This is a genomic window from Sphingomonas aurea, from assembly GCF_030678875.1.
Taxonomy (GTDB): domain Bacteria; phylum Pseudomonadota; class Alphaproteobacteria; order Sphingomonadales; family Sphingomonadaceae; genus Sphingomonas; species Sphingomonas aurea.
Map to the genome: position 1 here is coordinate 1,128,036 of NZ_JAUUDS010000001.1, position 17,057 is coordinate 1,145,092.

The window sequence follows — 17,057 nt, forward strand, 5'->3', positions numbered from 1 at the left end:
GTGACGCAAGCGGGCCGATGGCGGACGGCATCATGCGGCGGTCAGGAAGCTGGCGACGGTCAGGCGACCGGTCGCGGGGTCGGCAGGAAGCGCCACCGCATTGTCGATGGCGGCGCAGTGGAGCAGGTTGCTGCGATAAAGGACGGCGCGATTGGGACGCGCGGTAACCTGCGCGATCGGCGCAAACAGCGGCGTGGGGCCGTCGATATAGCCGGGAACAGGCTCGCCATGCTGGCGCAGGTCTGTGGCGAGCGCGTCGAGATAGGCGCGATGGCGATCGGGGCCGACCGTCTCGAACCCGGTGCGACGCTGGCGGAAGAAGCGGGTGCCGCCCCAGTCCTGCTCGCCGAGATAGTGGACGACGGCGAGCTTGCCGGGCGCCACGTCGTCGATGTGCGGCAGCCGCTGCGCGAGGGTCAGCGCGGCGGGCGGCGTGACGGTCAGCGAGAAGAGCGCACGGTCAAAGGCGAGTCGATGGGTGAAGCCGAACACCTGTCGTGCGGCGGCGGCGAGGACCGGGCCGACCTCGGCCAGGTAGGCGCGGTCGACGGGCGCGCGGACGCCGGGATAATAGGCGCCGAGCGCGGCGAGCGGCGCGGCGCAGGCTTCTGCGATCAGGCGCGCAGGGTCGGGCGCGAAACCGTCGATGACGACGACGGGCTCGCGCTCATGGCCGACATGCTCGACGCGGATCCGGGGGGCGGTCATCGCCGGGGCTGCCGCTTGACTTGGCGCGGGCAACGGTCAACCCCTTGGCGATGCAGCCGACCGCCGAGCATCACGACGTCGACGCAGGCGCCTTCGCCGCGATCCGGGCGGCGGGACGGCCGGCGGTGCTGCGCGGGCTGGTGGCGGACTGGCCGGCGGTGGTCGCGGCGCGCGAGGGGCGCCTGCGCGACTATCTGGGTGCGATGGCGACCGAGGAAGCGATCCCGATGGTGCGGGCCGCACCCGAGGAGGACGGGCTGCTCCATTATGAGGCGGCGCTGAAGGGACCGAATTTTACGCGGACGGCTGTGACGATGCGCGGCTTCCTGGCGGCGTTGGCAGCGGAGGCGGGTAAGCCGCGGCCGGACACGCTGGCGGTGCAGGGCCTCGATACGCGCGCGGTGCTGCCCGGTTTCGGCGAGGCGCACCGGCTGGCGCTGCTGCCGCCCGATGTCAGCCCGCGCGTGTGGATCGGCACCGCCGCCAAGGTCGCGACCCACAATGATCCGGCCGAGAACATCGCCTGCGTCGTAGCGGGGCGGCGACGTTTCACGCTGTTCGCGCCCGACCAGATCGGCAACCTCTATATGGGGCCGTTCCACGTCACCCCGGCAGGGACGCCGGTCAGCATGGTGCATGTGACGCGGCCGGACCTGGAGCGCTTTCCCCGCTTCGCCGAGGCGCTGGCAGCGGCAGAGAGCGCGGAGCTTGGGCCGGGAGACGCGATCTACATCCCCTATGGCTGGTATCATCATGTCGAGGCGCTGGCGGGCATCAACATGCTGGCGAACTTCTGGTGGAACCCGGCGCGGCGCGACCTGGGTTCGCCCTGGGACGCGCTGATGCACGGGATGATGAGCATGAGGCAGCTGCCGCCCGACCAGCGGCGCGCGTGGCGGGCGATGTTCGACCATTATGTCTTCCTGGCGCAGGGCGACCCCGCCGCGCACCTGCCGCCGGCAGCGCGCGGCATCCTGGACGCCAACACGCCCGAGGACGTGGCGCAGCTGCGCCGCACGCTCATCGCCGCGCTGCAACGGGGACCGGCGGGGTAAGAGGCGGCGCGGCGCAGCTGCGCGCCACGAAGGCGGCGTGGTTGGGCATCAGCGCGACGCACTTGGCGATCACCGCCTCCACGTCAGACAGGTAGCGGGCGATCTCGTCCGGCGGGGTGACGTCGACCAGCGGGTCGGGGGCGCGGGGAACGACGCCCTGGCCGATCAGCACCTGAATCCAGCTCTCCTCGGCGAACAGCTCGTCATCCTCGCGGAAGATGCGGCCGTTGGCGGCGAACAGCGCGATCTTGCGGGCGAGCGTGTCCGGCACGTCCATGTCGCGGACGTGGCGCCAGAAGGGCGTGTCGCCGCGCTCGGTCGCCTTGTAGTGGAGGATGACGAAGTCGCGGATGCGCTCCATCTCGAAATCGGTCTGGCGGTTATACTCGGCGATGGTGGCGGGGTCGAAGCCGGCGTCGGGCATCAGCCGGACGAGGCGCAGGATCGCCGACTGGATCAGGTGCAGCCCGGTCGATTCCAGCGGTTCGAGGAAACCGGCGGACAGGCCGACCGCGACGCAGTTGCGCACCCAGGCCGCGCGGCGGCGGCCGGGGGTGAAGATCAGGCGGCGTGGCTCGCCGACCGGGGCTGCGTCGAGGTGGCGGAGCAGGATCGTCTCGGCTTCCGCATCGTCCATGTGGCGGCTGGCATAGACATGGCCGTTGCCGGTGCGGTGCTGGAGGGGAATGCGCCACTGCCACCCGGCGGGACGCGCGGTGGAGCGGGTATAGGGGGTGAAATCGTCGGACCGCTCGCTCGGCACCGCGACGGCGCGGTCGCAGGGAAGCCAGTGGGACCAGTCCTCGTAACCGATGCCGAGCGCCTGGCCGATCAGCAGGCCGCGAAATCCCGAGCAGTCGATGAACAGGTCGGCTGCCAGCACCTCGCCATCGTCGAGCGTCACCGCGCTGAGGAAGCCGCTGTCGCCGTCGACCGCCACGTCGACGATCCGCCCCTCGCGCCGGACGACGCCGCGCGCCTGCGCATAGTCGGCGAGGAGCGCGGCGTAGAGGCCCGCGTCGAAGTGGAAGGCATAGGCGATCTGGCCGATCGGGCTGTCGGGCATGTCGGCGCGCGGCCGCATGAACCGGTTGGCGAGCGCCGCCCAGGTGTTGATCGAATAGCGGTCGAAGTCCCCTGCCCGCCCCTCGGCCCGCATCTTCAGCCAATAATGGTGGCAGCGCAGCCATTCGAGGTCGCGGCCGATGACGCCGAAGCCGTGGACATAGCTGCTGCCCGGACGCAGCCAGTCGTTGAACTGGATGCCGAGCTTGAAACTGCCCTGGGTGCGGCGGAGGAAATCGTCCTCGTCCAGGCCGAGCAGCTCGTTGAACTTCTTGATCGCGGGGATCGTCGCCTCGCCGACGCCGACCGTGCCGATCGCGTCGGATTCGACGAGGACGATCTCGTACAGCCCCTTGAACAGCCGCGCGAACATCGCCGCGGTCATCCACCCGGCCGATCCGCCGCCGGCGATCAGGATGCGCTTCAACTGAGCCATCGCCGGTTCTTATCCGATCTTCCGTGTCTTGGGGTGATCGTTCGCAATCGTATCGCCTCCCCGGCGATGTAGCTGGATCAAAGCCTCGCGAAAAAAGCGGCGGTGGGTGGGGTGGCCCGCCGCCGGGAGGGGGCCGGTCAGAAGCGGTAGTTGAAGCCGAGCAGGAATTGCCGGCCGTATTGCTCATAGGTTTCCAACAGCGCGCCGCCGCTTTCGGTCCGGGTGCCGCCGCCGTCGAGGCCGAGGCGGGTGCGATAGGGCGAGTTGGTCAGGTTGTTGACCTGGAACAGGATGCCCAGCCCTTCCAGCGCGCCGCCCTGGAGCGTGTAGCCGATCTGCGCGTCGACCTGCTTGTCGGCGAGAATCTCGGTGAAGCCCCGCGTCGCGAACAGCTGCACCACCTCGCCCTTGAACCCCGATCGGTAGCGCTGGCTGATGCGGGCCTGGAAGCCGGCGCGCTCGTAATAGCCGGTGATGTTGTAGACACGCCCCGACAGGCCGGGGATGCGCACCGCCTGGGTCGGATCGGGGTTGCTGGTCGGGTTGAGGTTCGATTTGGTTAGCGACAGGCTGCCCTGCACGCCCAGCCCGTCGAGCACGTCGGTGATCGTGCCGAAGTTGAAGGCGCCGCTGAACTCCAGTCCCTTGACGTTGCCGCCCTTGCCGTTGGCCGGCAGGGTGATCTGGCCGATATTGCTAATGATGACGCCGGCCGGGATCGCCGAGGCGGTCGTCGGCAGCGGGATGCCGCTGAAGTCGAACGTGCCGCTCTGCTGGTAGATATAGGTCTTGATGTCCTTGTAGAAGGCGGCGATCGACAGATAGGTGGTCGGGTTGACGTACCACTCGTACGCGGCATCGAGCGCGTTGGCGCGCCACGGCTTCAGCTTGGAGTTGCCGCCTGAGGCCGACCACGGGTTCACGACCGTGCCGGGCGAGCAGGTCTGGCCGCTGCACACCAGCGAGTTGAAGCCGGGTGCGACGTTGGCGCGCATGTCGTCCATGCGCGGCCGGGCCATCGTCTTCGATGCGGCGAAGCGCAGCCGGTGGCCGCCGCCCATGTCGAAGATCAGGTTCAGGCTGGGCAGCACATCGGTATAGTTCGCGCCATCGCGGATGCGCTGCGGGACGATCGGCTGGCCCGGTTCCAGCCCGTTAATGACGACTCCGGTCGAGGACTGGTTCTGGTTCACGACCTGGACGCCGACATTGCCCTTCAGCCGGCCCCAGTCGATGTTCGCCTTGGCGTGCCAGGTGATGACATCCTCCAGGATCGACCAGTTCTTGTCGTAGTAATTGGCGTCGCGGATCGGGGCGATGTCATAATAGCGGTCGAGCAGGTCGACGGGATTGAAGGCCAGCACGCTGCCGAAGCCGGCGAAGCCGAGGTTGGTCGACGACTGGAGCAGGCTGGGGTCGACCAGCACCTGCTGGCGGCCGTTCTTCAGGAACAGGTCGTTGTCGTTGACGGTCTTGCTCTTGCTGCGATGCGTCCAGTTCACGCCGATGTCGAAGCTGCTGAAGAAGCCCTCGACCTCATGGTTCAGGCGCAGGTCGAGCGCGTAGACATTCTCCTCGACATTCGGGAAGCGGATCGCGCCGTCGTGACCCCAGCCGCCCCAGGGCGCGCGATCACCCAGCGACACGCGGCTGGCATCGGCATAGTTCAACCCCTCGGCATAGCTGGGGAAGCCGTCGGCCGGCGTCTCGAAACCGATATTGTCGAGGGTGCGGCCGACCTGCTGCGTATCGGGCGTGACGCCGCCGGTGCCCAGGCCATAGCCGGCATAGGTCTCCAGGATCTGCTCGCGCCGCTTGTTCATCGAGTAGGACAGGTCGGCGAAGAAGTGGGTGCGATCGTCGAGCTGGAACTCGTTGTTCAGGCCGGCGGAGAACAGCTCGTCGCGGCGGGTGTTGTTGTCGTTGCGGATGATCGGCACCCCGCCGACCTGCGTCCCCGACACCGCGACCGGCGAGCCGCCGCGATCCTCGGTCGTGACGCCGGTGAAGGTCAGGCCGTCGGCGAAGGGGTTGGAGAACCACTGCGCGCCGCGCGTCACTTCGTTCTGGCGGAACTTGGAATAATAAACGTCGAGCGTGCTGTGGACGACGTCGCTCGGCTGCCATTCGAGGATACCGATGAACGCGTCGCGGACGTTGGTGCGCGAGGTGACGAACACCTCCTGCCCGTTGAGGAGCAGCGCGCCGTCGGCGCCGTCGGGGCTGACGATGTTGGCCGGATTGCCGTCCTGGTTGCCGAATGCCTCGTAGCCATAGGCCTTGTAGTGGCGGTTGCCCGAGGGCGAATCGAGCCGGGCATAGCCGAGCGCGATGCCGAGCGTGCCGCCGGCGAACTGGTCGATATAGCTGGCGCTGACGCGGTAGCCGGTGTTGCGGATATCATCGTTAAGCTTCCTGCCCTCGGTCTTCTCGCCGCGGACGTTGACCGCGAAGGCGCGCTTGCCGAAGGTCAGCGGGCGGACGGTGCGCAGGTCGGCGGTGCCCGACAGGCCCATGCCGGCGATCTGCGCGTCGGGCGTCTTGTAGATGACGACGCTGGACAGCAGCTCGGACGGATACTGGTCGAACTCGACCGCGCGGTTGTCGCCCGAACTCGCCTGCTGGCGGCCGTTGAGCAGGGTGGTGGTGAAATCGGGGGCGAGGCCGCGGATCGAGATCACCTGCGCACGGCCGGCGACGCGCTGCGCGGCGAGCCCGGGCAGGCGCGCGATCGACTCGGCGATCGACACGTCGGGCAGCTTGCCGATATCCTCGGCCGACACCGCCTCGACGATCGAGGTCTCGTTGCGCTTCAGGCTGATCGAGTCGGCGATGCCGCGGCGGATGCCGGTGACGACAATGTCCTCGCCCGCCTCGCCGGCGCCCGCATCACGCGTTTCGACGGTGGTCTGGGGTACGTCGCCGGGCGGAGTGGTGGCGGCGGGCTGGCCGGTCTGGCTGTCCGTGCTGCCGGGAACGGGGGCGGCGGCCTCCTGTGCGGCGGCGGCCCGCGGCATGACCAGCGCGGTGGAGCCGAGAAGCAGCGTGACCAAGGTCGTGATCCGACGCGCCCGCAGATGTCCGGTGTTCATTCTTCCTCCCCTTCCGTTCCGATCCCCGTCGGACGCTATGGCCGCGCTGCCGCATGATTGCGGTCGATTGGAAGCGCTTCCAATTTTGTAGCAGAAAATGACAGGGCCGCAATGGCGATTCTACCGGGAGAGAGCGGACGCCCTATTCGGCGTCGGGCTGGTGCTCCGGCGCGGCACGGCGGAACGCGTCGATCCGAAGGCAGGCGGCTTCGATCGCCAGCAACCGTGGCCAGCGCAGGTCGACGCCGAAGCGGCGCGCGTTGACGAGTTGCGGGACAAGGCAGAGGTCGGCGAGCGTCACCTGCCCGTCGAAACAATAGGGACCGCCCTCCTCCGAGACCAGCGCGGCGCAGGCATCCAGGCCGTCGGCGATCGTCGCGCGCGCCCATTCGGTGACCTGCGCCTCATCCAGCCCCAGCGCGCGCAGGCGGGCGAGGACGCGCAGGTTCTGGACCGGATGGATGTCGCACGCGATCGCCTGCGCGAAGGCGCGGACATGGGCGCGGGCGACCGGGTCGGCGGGGAGCAGCGGTGGATCGGGATAGACTTCATCCAGATAGGCGCAGATGGCGAGGCTCTGGGTCAGGACCGCGCCATCGATCTCCAGCGCCGGGACCAGCCCCTGCGGGTTGATCGCCCGGTAGCCGGGCGCATTCTGCTCGCCATGGCGCAGGTGGTGGAAGGCGTCGGTGTAGGCGATCCCCTTCAGGTTCAACGCGATCCGCACCCGGTAGGACGCGGTGGAGCGGAAATAGCCGTGGAGGAGCGGCTCAGCCACGCGCCCCGTCCACATAGCGGTCGACGACGCTTTCCAGCAGGGTCAGCGGCACGTTGCCGGTCTTCACCACCACATCGTCGAACGCCTTCAGGTCATAGCGTGAACCCAGCGCCCCTTGCGCCTTGGTGCGCAGGCGATTGATCTCGTTATGGCCCATCTTGTATCCGCACGCCTGCCCCGGCATCGCGCAGTAGCGCTGGAGTTCGGAGGTCAGCTGCTGCGCGGTCATCCCCGTCCCGCTCTGGAACCAGCGGAGCGCCTGGTCGAAGGTCCAGCGCTTGGCGTGGATGCCGGTGTCGACGACCAGCCGGCACGCGCGAAAGTTCATCGACTGGAGATAGCCGATCTGGCCGAGCGGATCGCCCTCGTACGCGCCCAGTTCCGACCCCAGCTGCTCCGCATAGAGCGCCCAGCCTTCCGAATAGGCGTTGAAGGCGAGGAGCGAGCGGATCAGCGGCAGGCGGAAGCTGTACTCGCCTTGCCAGACATGGCCGGGGATCCCCTCGTGATAGGTCAGCGTCGGCAGCGCGTAGCGCGGCCAGATGCCGGTGTCCTTCAGGTTGATATAGTAGATGCCGGGCTGAGAGCCGTCCATCGAGCCAGGGCCGGCATAGCCATTGGGCGCGCCGTTCTGGATCGCGGGCGGCACCCGCTTCACGATCAGCTTGCCCGGTACCAGCGTGTTGAACGCGCGTGGCAGGCGCGCCCGCATGTCGGCGACGCGGCCCTCGACATAGGCGAGCAGCCTGGCGCGACCGGCATCGTCGTTGGCGAAGAGCAGGTCGGGCCGCTTGCCGAGCGCCGCCAGCCGGGCGCCGACCGTCCCCTGCGTCAGCCCCTGCCCCTTCAGCAGCGCGTCGATCTGCGCGGTGAGCGCGCGGTTCTGCTCGACGCCGATCGCGTGGAGTTCGTCGGGCGAGCGGGTGGTGGTGGTCGCGACGCGGGTCAGCCAGCCGTACCAGCCCTCGCCCCCCGGCCGCGCCCAGATGCCGGGTACGTCGCTGGCGGTGGGGCGCAGCGCGGCGAACTGCGCCGCCTGCCGGCCGAGCGCGGGCACCACCTTCTGCGTCGCCAGCGCGGTCGCGCGCGCGGCATAGCTGGCGGGCAGGCCGGCATCGGCGCATTTGCGGCCGAAGCTGGAAATCATTCCCCATTCGGCGACCGGCGTAGTGCGGATGCCCTCGATCTGACCCTTGGTGATGTCGATCAGGAACCCGGGCAGCACCGCGCCCTTCGCGCCGTCGGCCGCGATGCGGGCGGTTTCCTGGTCCAGGCCGGTGGCGAATGCCTCGATCCGTGACAGATAGGCATCGGCATCGCCGGCATCTTTCACCGCGTGGCGGTTCTCGAGCAGGTCGGGCAGGTCGGAATAGGCGCCGCCCAGCTGCGAGACGAGATAGGGCGTGTTGCGGAAACCGGTGTTGAAGACCGACACGTCGCCGACCGGCATCTCGCGCCAGCCGGCCACCGCCAGCTCATGCGCCGCCTGCGTCACGTCGAGGTCGAGCGCAGTCGCCGGGGTCAGGCCGGTCCGGTCGGTCGCCTTCAGCTCGGCGAGGCGCGTGCGCGCACGGCCGGCGCGCGCAGCCTCCGCCGCGGCGCTGCGGTCGGTGAAGCGGCCGTGCAGCGCGGGGCGCGCGCCCTTGTCGATACCGAGCTGCAGGGCGTTTTCCGGATGATCGGCGAGCAGTCGCTCGGCGATCGCGTCGAGCCGCGCCTTGACCGCGGCGTCGCCGGTGGCGGCGGAGAGGCGCGTCGGCAGGGCGGCGGTGAGGCCAAGCGCGCCTGCGCCGGCGAGGAGTTCGCGTCGTGTGGTCTGCATGAGTGGGACGTTCCCGATTTCGTGCGCGCGCCGCGGTCGGCACGCCAATGCCGCGATGCTACAGCGCGACGATCGCGGCACAAGGCTTCCTCTTCGTCATGCCGGACTCGTCCCCGCATCCGCGGCGGCGTACCGTGGCGTTTGTGGCTCTGGAGGCCGGGACGAGCCCGGCATGCGGCAGGAGGAATGACGGACCTGTATCTCGGCATCGATTTTTCCGGTGGCGCGGCGCCGTGGCGGATGCGGTGCGCGCGGCCGTCGGTATGGGTGGCGACGATCGCGGGGGCGGAGGCGCTGCGGCTGGTCGACGTCCGCCCGGTGCAGGAGTTGCCCGGCGATGGCTCGCCGTTCGCGCGGCTGGCTGCGTTGCTGAGGCAGGGTGCGTTCGTAGCGGCGGGAATCGACGCGCCTTTCTCGCTGCCCATGCGGCACTTACCGGCCGGGGGCCACGCCGCGCTGCTGGAGGCGGTCGCCGCGCTGCCCGCCGCACCGGACCGTCCCTTTCCGGCCGGCGCGGCGCTGGTCGCGCTGGCAGAGGCGGTGGCGCCGCTGGCTTCGGCCAAGCCGCTGCGCGACACCGAGCAGCTCTGGCGCAATCGCGGGGTCAACACCCGCTCGACCCTGTGGAACGGCCCGCGCGGCGGGGCGCCGTTCGCCGCGGCCTGCCTGACGCTGCTGGCGCAGGCCGGCCGCCCGATCTGGCCCTGGTCGCGCGGCCCCGGCATGCTGGTCGAGAGCTTCCCCGCCGCGCAACTGCGCACCTGGGGTCTGCCGCACACCGGCTATGCCGCGCCGGACCAGCGAGCTGCGCGCGCGATCATCCTCGAGGGGCTGCGCGATCGGATCGGCCTCGACGCGGCGCAGGCCGAACTGCTCCTCGCCAGCGCCGACGCGCTGGACGCGGTGGTTGCCGGGTTCGGGGCGATCGCTGCCGAACGAGGCGATGCGCCGGCCGAGGTGCCCGCAGACGGCCTGATCTCGGTGATGGCTTAGACTCTCCCTCCTTCTTCGGGAGAAGAATCGGTTAGGCCGCTTTCGGGCAGAGTAGGACTGGTCAATCGCCTTTTTCAACGGCACCGATCGCACGAAGGGGCGTTGACCCGCGCGCGTCGCGTCGATGATGCGGCCCCTCACCCTCCTATTTTTTCCAAGAGGTTCCCATGACCACCACGGCCAGCGGCTATGCCGCGCAGTCCGGCGACGCGCCGCTCGCGCCCTTCTCGTTCGAGCGCCGCGATCCGCAGGCGCGCGACGTGGCGATCGATATTCTGTTCTGCGGCGTCTGCCATTCCGACCTGCACACCGCGCGCAGCGAGTGGGGCGGGACGCTCTATCCGTGCGTGCCGGGGCACGAGATCGTCGGCCGCGTGTCCGCCGTCGGGGCGGAGGTGACCAAGTTCGCGGTCGGTGACGTGGTCGGCGTCGGCTGCATGGTCGACAGCTGCGGTCATTGCCCGTCGTGCAGCGAGGGCGAGGAGCAGTATTGCGAGACGACCGGCTTTGTCGGCACCTATAACGGTCCCGATCCGGTGCTGGGCGGCCATACCTTCGGCGGCTATTCGGACCATATCGTCGTCGACCAGGACTTCGTGCTGCGCGTCGGTCACGCCGAGGCAGACCTGGCCGCGGTCGCGCCTTTGCTCTGCGCGGGCATCACCACCTACTCGCCGCTGAAGCACTGGAAGGTCGGGCCGGGCCAGAAGGTCGGCATCGTCGGACTGGGCGGCCTGGGCCATATGGGCGTGAAGATCGCCGCGGCGATGGGGGCGGAGGTGCATGTCTTCTCGACCTCGCCGAACAAGCGCGACGACGCGATCCGGCTGGGCGCGCGCGACCTGATCGTATCGAAGGACGAAGAGCAGATGGCGGCGCATGCCAACAGCTTCGACTTCATCCTGAACACCGTCGCGGCGAGCCACGACCTCGACGCCTTCACCGCCCTGTTGAAGCGCGACGGGACGATGACGCTGGTCGGCGTGCCGGAGCATCCGCATCCCTCGCCATCGGTCGGCAACCTGATCTTCAAGCGGCGGGCGATCGCCGGCTCGCTGATCGGCGGCATCGCCGAGACGCAGGAGATGCTCGACTTCTGCCTGGAACACGGGCTGACCGCGGATATCGAGATGATCGATATCGCCGAGATCGAAACCGCTTACGACCGGATGGTGAAAAGCGACGTGAAGTACCGGTTCGTGATCGACCTGGCGACGTTGCCGCAGGCGGGGTGACGCGAAAGCCCCTCCCCGTCAGGGGAGGGGCTATGATCGGATTGATCCCGCCGGTCAGCTGATATGCACCGCCTTGGTCACCAGATGCGCGGCGATGCCCTCCGGCCCGTCCTCCGATCCGTGGCCGCTGTCCTTCATCCCGCCGAACGGGCTGTCGCCCCAGCTGAGCCGGACAGTGTTGATCGCGATCATCCCGGCCTCGATATCGTCACCCAGCCGGTTCTGGCGACGGCCATTCTCGGTAAAGCAATAGGCGGCCAGGCCGAACGGCAGGCGGTTGGCTTCCTCGACCGCATCCGCTTCCGAGCCGAAACGGGTGAGGAGCGCGACCGGGCCGAACGGCTCTTCGTTCATCGCGCGCGCGGCCAGCGGCACATCGGACAGGACGGTCGGCTGGAAGAAGAAGCCCCCTTCCCCGCCCCGGTCACCGCCCGCCAGCAGGGTCGCACCCCGGCCGGTCGCGTCGCCGACCAGCTCGGCGATCGCCTCTGGCCGCCGCGGATTGGCCATCGGTCCCATCTGGCTGGCGGCGTCCATGCCGTCACCGATGCGGAGCGCCCGCGTCCGCTCGGCAAAGCCCGAGGCGAACCGGTCGTAGATACCGTCCTGCACGTGGAAGCGGGTCGGCGCGACGCAGACCTGCCCGGCGTTGCGGAACTTGTGCGTGACCAGGATGTCGAGCGTCTTGTCGAGGTCGCAGTCGTCGAACACCAGCACCGGGCTGTGGCCGCCGAGTTCCATGGTGGTGTGCATCATCGTGTCGGCAGCCAGCTTCATCAGCTGCTTGCCGACCGGGACCGAGCCGGTGAAGCTCAGCTTGCGGGTGATCGGCGAGGCGAGCAGGTGGCGCGAGATCTGGTCGGGCACGCCGAACACGCACTGCGCGACGTCGCCGGGCAGTCCCGCATCCTGGAAGCAGCGCAGCACCTCGACCGCGCTCCCCGCCGTCTCCTCGGACGGCTTAATGATGATTGAGCAGCCCGCGGCGATCGCGGGCGCCAGCTTGCGCACCACGTTCATGATCGGGAAGTTCCACGCACAGAATGCCGCGACCGGCCCGACCGGCTGGTGCAGGACCATGCTGCGCGTACCGCTGGGCCGCGGCAGGACGCGGCCATAGATGCGCTGTCCCTCTGCGGCGTGGAAATCGAGGAGCGCGGCGGCGGCGGCCAATTCGCCCTTTGCCTCTGCCTGGATCTTGCCCTGTTCCAGCGTCGCGATGCGGGTGATCCGGTCGGCGCGCTCGCGCAGCAGCTGCGCGGTCTTCGTCAGGACGGCGCCGCGCTGCTCGGGCGGGGTCGCGCGCCAGGCGATGAAGCCGCGCTCCGCCGCGGCGAGCGCACGATCAAGGTCGTCGATCGTGGCGAGCGGCAGCGCCGCCTGCCCGGCACCGGTCGCCGGGTTCAGCACGTCATGCGTATCGCGGCCCCCGCCGCTCAGCCACTCGCCGCCGATATAGAGGCCGAGGGGCGTGTCGTAGGTGGCAGGCATGGTCGCTTCTCCGTCGCCGGGTCAGGATGGGATGCGGTCTATTAGGCCCCCGATCCGGCCATGGCCACCGCTTCAGCGGCGGACGACCCTCGGCGCCGGGCGCGACAGCACCTGGTCGATCGCCGTCGCGGCGATCGGGGCCATCAGGCGGTAGCCCTCGGCACCGGGATGAAGCCCGTCGCTGGTCAGTCGCGCGGCCATCATCCCGCGCGCATCGCTGAGCGCCGGGTCATAGTCAGCGAAGCCATAGCCACGCCGCTTCGCCAGGGCGCGCAGGTCGGCGTTGATCGCGCGCAGCACCGCCGGCGGCCGGTCGCGCAGCATGTCGCGGGCATTGTCGGTATAGTCGTTGACCGGCAGGATCGCCGACAGGACGACACGGATGCCGTGGGCGTCGGCGATGTCGCCCATCGCGGCGATGTTGGCGACGATCGAGGCAGGCGTCTCTACCTGCAGCACGCCCTGCACGTCGTTGGTGCCGGCCAGGATGACGACCGCGGACGGGCACAGTGCGACGACGTCCTGCTGGAAGCGGACCAGCATCTGCGCGGTGACCTGCGCGCCGATACCGCGGTTGACGTACGGCTTACCCGGAAAGGCGCGCGACAGGTCCCAAAGGTCGGTGATCGAGTCGCCCATGAAGACGACGCGACGCTCACCGGGCCGGGGCGGCGGCAGCGCGGCGTTGGCGGCGGCGTAGAGATATCGCTCGCCGAAATCCTGCATCAGCACGGGGATCAGCGACTGGCGGAACGGACCTGCCCAAGGCCCCCAGTCGCGCATGTCCGTCAGGGTGCGGCGCGGCGGGCTGCTCTGGTAACGCTCGGGCGCATCTGTCGCGCCGATCAGCAGCGCGGCGAGCGCCAGAAGGGCGGCGCGCTTCATGCCGGCAACAATCCCTTCTCGCGCGCATAGGCGGCGAACAGGGTCGGCCAGGCCGACGCCGGCAGCGACTTGGCCAGCCGCACGCCGAAGCCGTGGCCGCCCTTGTCGAAACAGTGAAGCTCGCCCTCTCGCCCGGCAGCGATCATTGCGCCGTAGAGCGCCAGGCTGTTGGCGATCGGCACCAGCCCGTCGTCGCTGGCATGCGCGAGGAAGATCGGCGGGGTCGCGGCGGTGACGCGGGTCTCTACCGACAGGCGCGTGCGATCGGCCTGGGACTGTTGCGGTCCTATAAGATTGTCGCGGCTGCCCACATGGGTGAAGGGCGCGGCGAAGCTGACCACCGGATAGATCAACGCCGCCAGGTCGGGCCGCGCCGACACCCGGTCGGCCGCGTCGACCGGCGCATAGACCTGCTCGTCGGCGCGGGTGGCGAGACTGCCGGCCAGATGCCCGCCAGCGGAGAAGCCCAGCACGCCGATGCGACGCGGGTCGACGCCGTAATTGGCGGCGCCCGCGCGGATCAGCCGCAGCCCGCGCTGCGCATCGGCCAGCGGCACGGTGTCGCGCCTCGCCCAGCCCTCGGCCGGCAGGCGATAGCTGAGGATGAAGCAGGTTACGCCGAGCGCGGTCAGCCAGCGTGCCTGTTCCTCGCCCTCATTGTCCCAGGACAGGAAGCCATAGCCGCCGCCCGGCACCAGCATCATCGCCGCGCCATTGGGGTTGGCGGGGCGACGTACCGACAGGGTCGGCCGGTCGATGCCGGTCAGCCAGCGATCATTGAAGGCGGGATCGCTCGATCGCTGCTCGGTCCTGGGCACCGGCAGCTTCGCTGGCGCGCCGGGGGCACGGCCGGGCCAGAGCGCGATGACCTCGCCGCCCGCGACGGCCGGCTGCGCGGAGAGTGGGGCGGCGACGGTCGCCGCGGCGAGGCCGCCGAGCAGGGTGCGGCGGTCGATCGTTCCGCCGCTCATTTCGGGCACACCGCGCCGGCCGGGTCGGTGGCAAGGCGAATGTCGCTGATCGCGACGTCGAACGGTGCGGTGGCGGTCAGGGCCACCGGCTCCCGCACCGCCTCCATGTTCGCACCCTTGTCACGGAAGCATTTCAGGGGAACGCGCAAAACCTGCCATCCTTCCGCAGCAGCCATGATCGGCCCGACCGGCACCGCGCCACCGCCGAGCGACAGGGTAACCGGGCCAGTCGGCCGGGCCAAGGTGCGATAGGTGACCTGAAGGTTCAGGTCGGCATTTACCTCACGCACCAGCGCCAGCGCCGGACCAGTGATCCGCGCCGTACCGGCCCCGCGCCAGGTCAGGCGCGTCGCCCCCTCCTGCGCGGTCGCGCTGTCGACCGCGGCGCGCGCGATGGTCGGGTCGGTGGTGAGGGTGAAGGGCGCGGGCACCTTCCCGCGGGCGAAGAACAGGCTGGTGTTGGCGAGGCTGGCGTCGATCCCGGCGACCTCGCTCAGCGCCGGCACCGTGCCGCCCTTCGCGTAGCTGAGGCCGTAATCGAGCGGGAAGAGCGGGTCGTATCCGGGCGCGCCCTTGTTCAGGGTGAACTGGCCGGCGGTCTTCGGCCAGCTGTACGACAGGCGGCCGGTGAAGTCGCGCTTGCCGCCGATCAGCACGTCGGCGATGCCCGCACCTTCGGACCCCGGAAACCAGGCTGCGACAAAGGCGTCGGACTGGTTCAGCTCCGGGTTCACCCAGAGCGGGCGGCCCGACAGGAAGACCGAGACGGTGGGGATACCCGCCGCCTTCAGCGACTTGAGCAGCGCCAGCGCCTGCTTGTCGCCGGGCTGGAACTCCAGCGTGCGGACGTCGCCGCGCATCTCGGCATAGGGCTGCTCGCCGAACACGACGATGGCGACATCGGGCTTCGTGGTGAAGCGGCCATCGGCGGACAGGGTCGCCCTGCCCCCGCCCGCCTTCGCGGCGGCGGCGATGCCGGCATAGATCGAGGTCGCGCCGGGGAAGTCGGCGGCGGTGTTGCCGTCGCCCTGCCACGACAGGGTCCAGCCGCCCGCCTGCCGCCCGACATCGTCGGCCGCGTCGCCGGCGACCAGGATGTTGGCGCCCGCCCTGATCGGGAGGACGCCGTTGTTCTTCAGCAGCACCAGGCTTTTCGCCACCGCCTCGCGCGCGATCGCGCGGTGCTCGGGCGCGCCGATGGCGCCGGTCCTGCTCTCGTACGGGCGCGCGGGATCGAACAGGCCGAGCTTCATCTTGACGCGCAGGATGCGGCGCACCGCATCGTCGATCCGCGCCATCGGGATCTTGCCCGACTTCGCCTCGGCCAGCGTCGCGTCGAACAGGCCCTTCCACCCATCGGGCGCCATCGCCATGTCGAGCCCGGCGTTGAACGAGGCCGGACAGTCGGTGGTGGTGCACCCCGGCACCTGGGCATGGCCATTCCAGTCGCCGACGATGAAGCCGTCGAATCCCATCCGGCCCTTCAGCACATCGGTCAGCAGGCTCTTGTTGCCGTGCATCTTCTGCCCGTTCCAGCTGGAGAAGCTGGCCATGACCGTCATCGCGCCGGCGCGGATCGCGGGGGGATAGCCGGCGGCGTGGATGCGGATCAGCGTCGCCTCGTCGACCTGCGTGTCGCCCTGGTCAATACCATCCCTGGTCCCGCCGTCACCCAGGAAGTGCTTGGGCGACGCGGCGACCTTGCCCTGCTGGATCGTGCCCTTTCCAGGCAGGCCCTGCAGCCCCTCGATCATCGCACCCGCGTAGGAGGCGACGAGGCCGGGGTCCTCCGAATAGCCCTCGTACGTGCGGCCCCAGCGATCGTCCTGCGGCACCGCCAGCGTCGGGCCGAACGCCCAGTCGATCCCCGCCGCCGCCGTCTCCGCCGCGGTCGCCGCGCCGATGCGGCGGAGCAGGTCCCGGTCGTGCATCGCCCCCAGTGCGCTGTTATGCGGGAACAGCGTCGCGCCGACGACATTGTTGTTGCCGTGCACCGCATCGACTCCGAACATCAGCGGGATCGCGGTGTGACCGGCACGCGGCTGAAGCGCGACGGCATTGAACGCGCGACTGGTGGCGATCCACGGACCGGCGGGCGAGCGGTCCGGCGCGCCGATCGGCGGCGACGACCCGCCCGCGAGGATCGATCCGAGCGGATAGCGGCGCAGATCCTCCGGCGTGATCGAGCCGATATCGGCCTGGATCATCTGGCCGACCTTCTCCTCCAGAGTCAGGCGCGCCAGCAGCGCCGTGACCTTTGCCTCGGTCGCGGGATCGATCAGGCCCTGGCTCTTCGCCTGCGGCCAGCGATCGGGATGGGCGACGCTGGTTGCATCCTGCGCCAGTGCCGCCGTTGCCGATCCAGCCAGCAACGTCGCCAGAACGGCCGCGTGGAACCCCTTCATCTCACTCTCCCGAACATGTTTTGCCTCATCATAGCGGCTTTGGATGCTAGCGCTATCACGAAAACCGTGATCGGCTTGCAAATCGGGGAGAGACCTTGCGTCGAATGCACGGCTGCGACAT

General features: G+C 69.5%; 12 protein-coding genes. 3 read left to right on the forward strand and 9 right to left on the reverse strand.

What is annotated here, in order from left to right:
* Nucleotides 1–30: 30 nt before the first annotated feature.
* On the reverse strand, nucleotides 31–708 hold the full coding sequence (locus Q5H91_RS05755) for a DUF6445 family protein (protein WP_305172255.1): 678 nt from the start codon (nucleotides 706–708) through the stop codon (nucleotides 31–33).
* A gap of 50 nt (nucleotides 709–758) precedes the next feature.
* On the opposite strand from Q5H91_RS05755, the gene Q5H91_RS05760 reads away from it, so the two are divergent.
* Nucleotides 759–1,763 carry a cupin-like domain-containing protein gene (locus tag Q5H91_RS05760; protein ID WP_305172256.1) on the forward strand — a complete coding sequence of 335 codons (1,005 nt, stop codon included), beginning with the start codon at nucleotides 759–761 and terminating at the stop codon, nucleotides 1,761–1,763.
* Here Q5H91_RS05760 and Q5H91_RS05765 read toward each other — a convergent pair.
* The 4 genes from Q5H91_RS05765 to Q5H91_RS05780 form a co-directional block, all read right to left on the reverse strand.
* A complete protein-coding gene (locus Q5H91_RS05765; protein ID WP_305172257.1) occupies nucleotides 1,729–3,264 on the reverse strand; it encodes a tryptophan halogenase family protein in 1,536 nt (511 codons plus the stop codon). The two genes, Q5H91_RS05760 and Q5H91_RS05765, sit on opposite strands and share 35 nt — an antisense overlap.
* Nucleotides 3,265–3,401: 137 nt before the next feature.
* A complete protein-coding gene (locus Q5H91_RS05770; RefSeq protein WP_305172258.1) occupies nucleotides 3,402–6,356 on the reverse strand; it encodes a TonB-dependent receptor in 2,955 nt (984 codons plus the stop codon).
* Nucleotides 6,357–6,498: 142 nt separating this feature from the next.
* Nucleotides 6,499–7,134, reverse strand: coding sequence for a maleylacetoacetate isomerase (gene maiA / locus Q5H91_RS05775; protein WP_305172259.1), 636 nt, complete (start codon nucleotides 7,132–7,134; stop codon nucleotides 6,499–6,501).
* The gene (locus Q5H91_RS05780; protein ID WP_305172260.1) at nucleotides 7,127–8,956 is read right to left on the reverse strand and encodes a DUF885 domain-containing protein; all 1,830 of its coding nucleotides are present in this window, start codon (nucleotides 8,954–8,956) and stop codon (nucleotides 7,127–7,129) included. Before Q5H91_RS05780 ends, maiA begins: the two co-directional genes overlap by 8 nt.
* Before the next feature lie 186 nt (nucleotides 8,957–9,142).
* Between Q5H91_RS05780 and Q5H91_RS05785 the strand changes: the two genes are divergently transcribed.
* Nucleotides 9,143–9,949, forward strand: a complete 807-nt coding sequence (locus Q5H91_RS05785; protein ID WP_305172261.1) for a DUF429 domain-containing protein — start codon at nucleotides 9,143–9,145, stop codon at nucleotides 9,947–9,949.
* A gap of 167 nt (nucleotides 9,950–10,116) precedes the next feature.
* Nucleotides 10,117–11,184, forward strand: coding sequence for an NAD(P)-dependent alcohol dehydrogenase (locus Q5H91_RS05790; protein WP_305172262.1), 1,068 nt, complete (start codon nucleotides 10,117–10,119; stop codon nucleotides 11,182–11,184).
* Nucleotides 11,185–11,238: 54 nt separating this feature from the next.
* Here Q5H91_RS05790 and Q5H91_RS05795 read toward each other — a convergent pair whose 3' ends face one another.
* The 4 genes from Q5H91_RS05795 to Q5H91_RS05810 form a co-directional block, all read right to left on the reverse strand.
* Entirely contained in the window at nucleotides 11,239–12,675 is a 1,437-nt protein-coding gene (locus tag Q5H91_RS05795; RefSeq protein WP_305172263.1) for an NAD-dependent succinate-semialdehyde dehydrogenase, read from the reverse strand.
* A gap of 72 nt (nucleotides 12,676–12,747) precedes the next feature.
* Nucleotides 12,748–13,560: a GDSL-type esterase/lipase family protein gene (locus Q5H91_RS05800; protein ID WP_305172264.1), complete on the reverse strand. Its 813-nt coding sequence runs from the start codon at nucleotides 13,558–13,560 to the stop codon at nucleotides 12,748–12,750.
* The gene (locus tag Q5H91_RS05805) at nucleotides 13,557–14,531 is read right to left on the reverse strand and encodes an alpha/beta hydrolase (RefSeq protein ID WP_305172266.1); all 975 of its coding nucleotides are present in this window, start codon (nucleotides 14,529–14,531) and stop codon (nucleotides 13,557–13,559) included. Before Q5H91_RS05805 ends, Q5H91_RS05800 begins: the two co-directional genes overlap by 4 nt.
* Nucleotides 14,528–16,936 (reverse strand): glycoside hydrolase family 3 protein, encoded by a 2,409-nt coding sequence (locus Q5H91_RS05810; RefSeq protein WP_305172268.1) that lies wholly within the window; start codon nucleotides 16,934–16,936, stop codon nucleotides 14,528–14,530. The genes Q5H91_RS05805 and Q5H91_RS05810 overlap by 4 nt, the downstream gene beginning before the upstream one ends.
* Nucleotides 16,937–17,057 lie beyond the last annotated feature (121 nt).

Excerpts from the sequence above, each read along its gene's own strand:
- Q5H91_RS05795 (WP_305172263.1), bottom strand. The coding sequence starts at position 12,675 with ATGCCTGCCACCTACGACACGCCCCTCGGCCTCTATATCGGCGGCGAG.
- Q5H91_RS05800 (WP_305172264.1), bottom strand. The coding sequence starts at position 13,560 with ATGAAGCGCGCCGCCCTTCTGGCGCTCGCCGCGCTGCTGATCGGCGCG.
- Q5H91_RS05755 (WP_305172255.1), bottom strand. The coding sequence starts at position 708 with ATGACCGCCCCCCGGATCCGCGTCGAGCATGTCGGCCATGAGCGCGAG.
- Q5H91_RS05805 (WP_305172266.1), bottom strand. The coding sequence starts at position 14,531 with ATGAGCGGCGGAACGATCGACCGCCGCACCCTGCTCGGCGGCCTCGCC.
- Q5H91_RS05770 (WP_305172258.1), bottom strand. The coding sequence starts at position 6,356 with ATGAACACCGGACATCTGCGGGCGCGTCGGATCACGACCTTGGTCACG.
- Q5H91_RS05780 (WP_305172260.1), bottom strand. The coding sequence starts at position 8,956 with ATGCAGACCACACGACGCGAACTCCTCGCCGGCGCAGGCGCGCTTGGC.
- Q5H91_RS05760 (WP_305172256.1), top strand. The coding sequence starts at position 759 with ATGCAGCCGACCGCCGAGCATCACGACGTCGACGCAGGCGCCTTCGCC.
- Q5H91_RS05810 (WP_305172268.1), bottom strand. The coding sequence starts at position 16,936 with ATGAAGGGGTTCCACGCGGCCGTTCTGGCGACGTTGCTGGCTGGATCG.
- Q5H91_RS05785 (WP_305172261.1), top strand. The coding sequence starts at position 9,143 with ATGACGGACCTGTATCTCGGCATCGATTTTTCCGGTGGCGCGGCGCCG.
- Q5H91_RS05790 (WP_305172262.1), top strand. The coding sequence starts at position 10,117 with ATGACCACCACGGCCAGCGGCTATGCCGCGCAGTCCGGCGACGCGCCG.
- Q5H91_RS05765 (WP_305172257.1), bottom strand. The coding sequence starts at position 3,264 with ATGGCTCAGTTGAAGCGCATCCTGATCGCCGGCGGCGGATCGGCCGGG.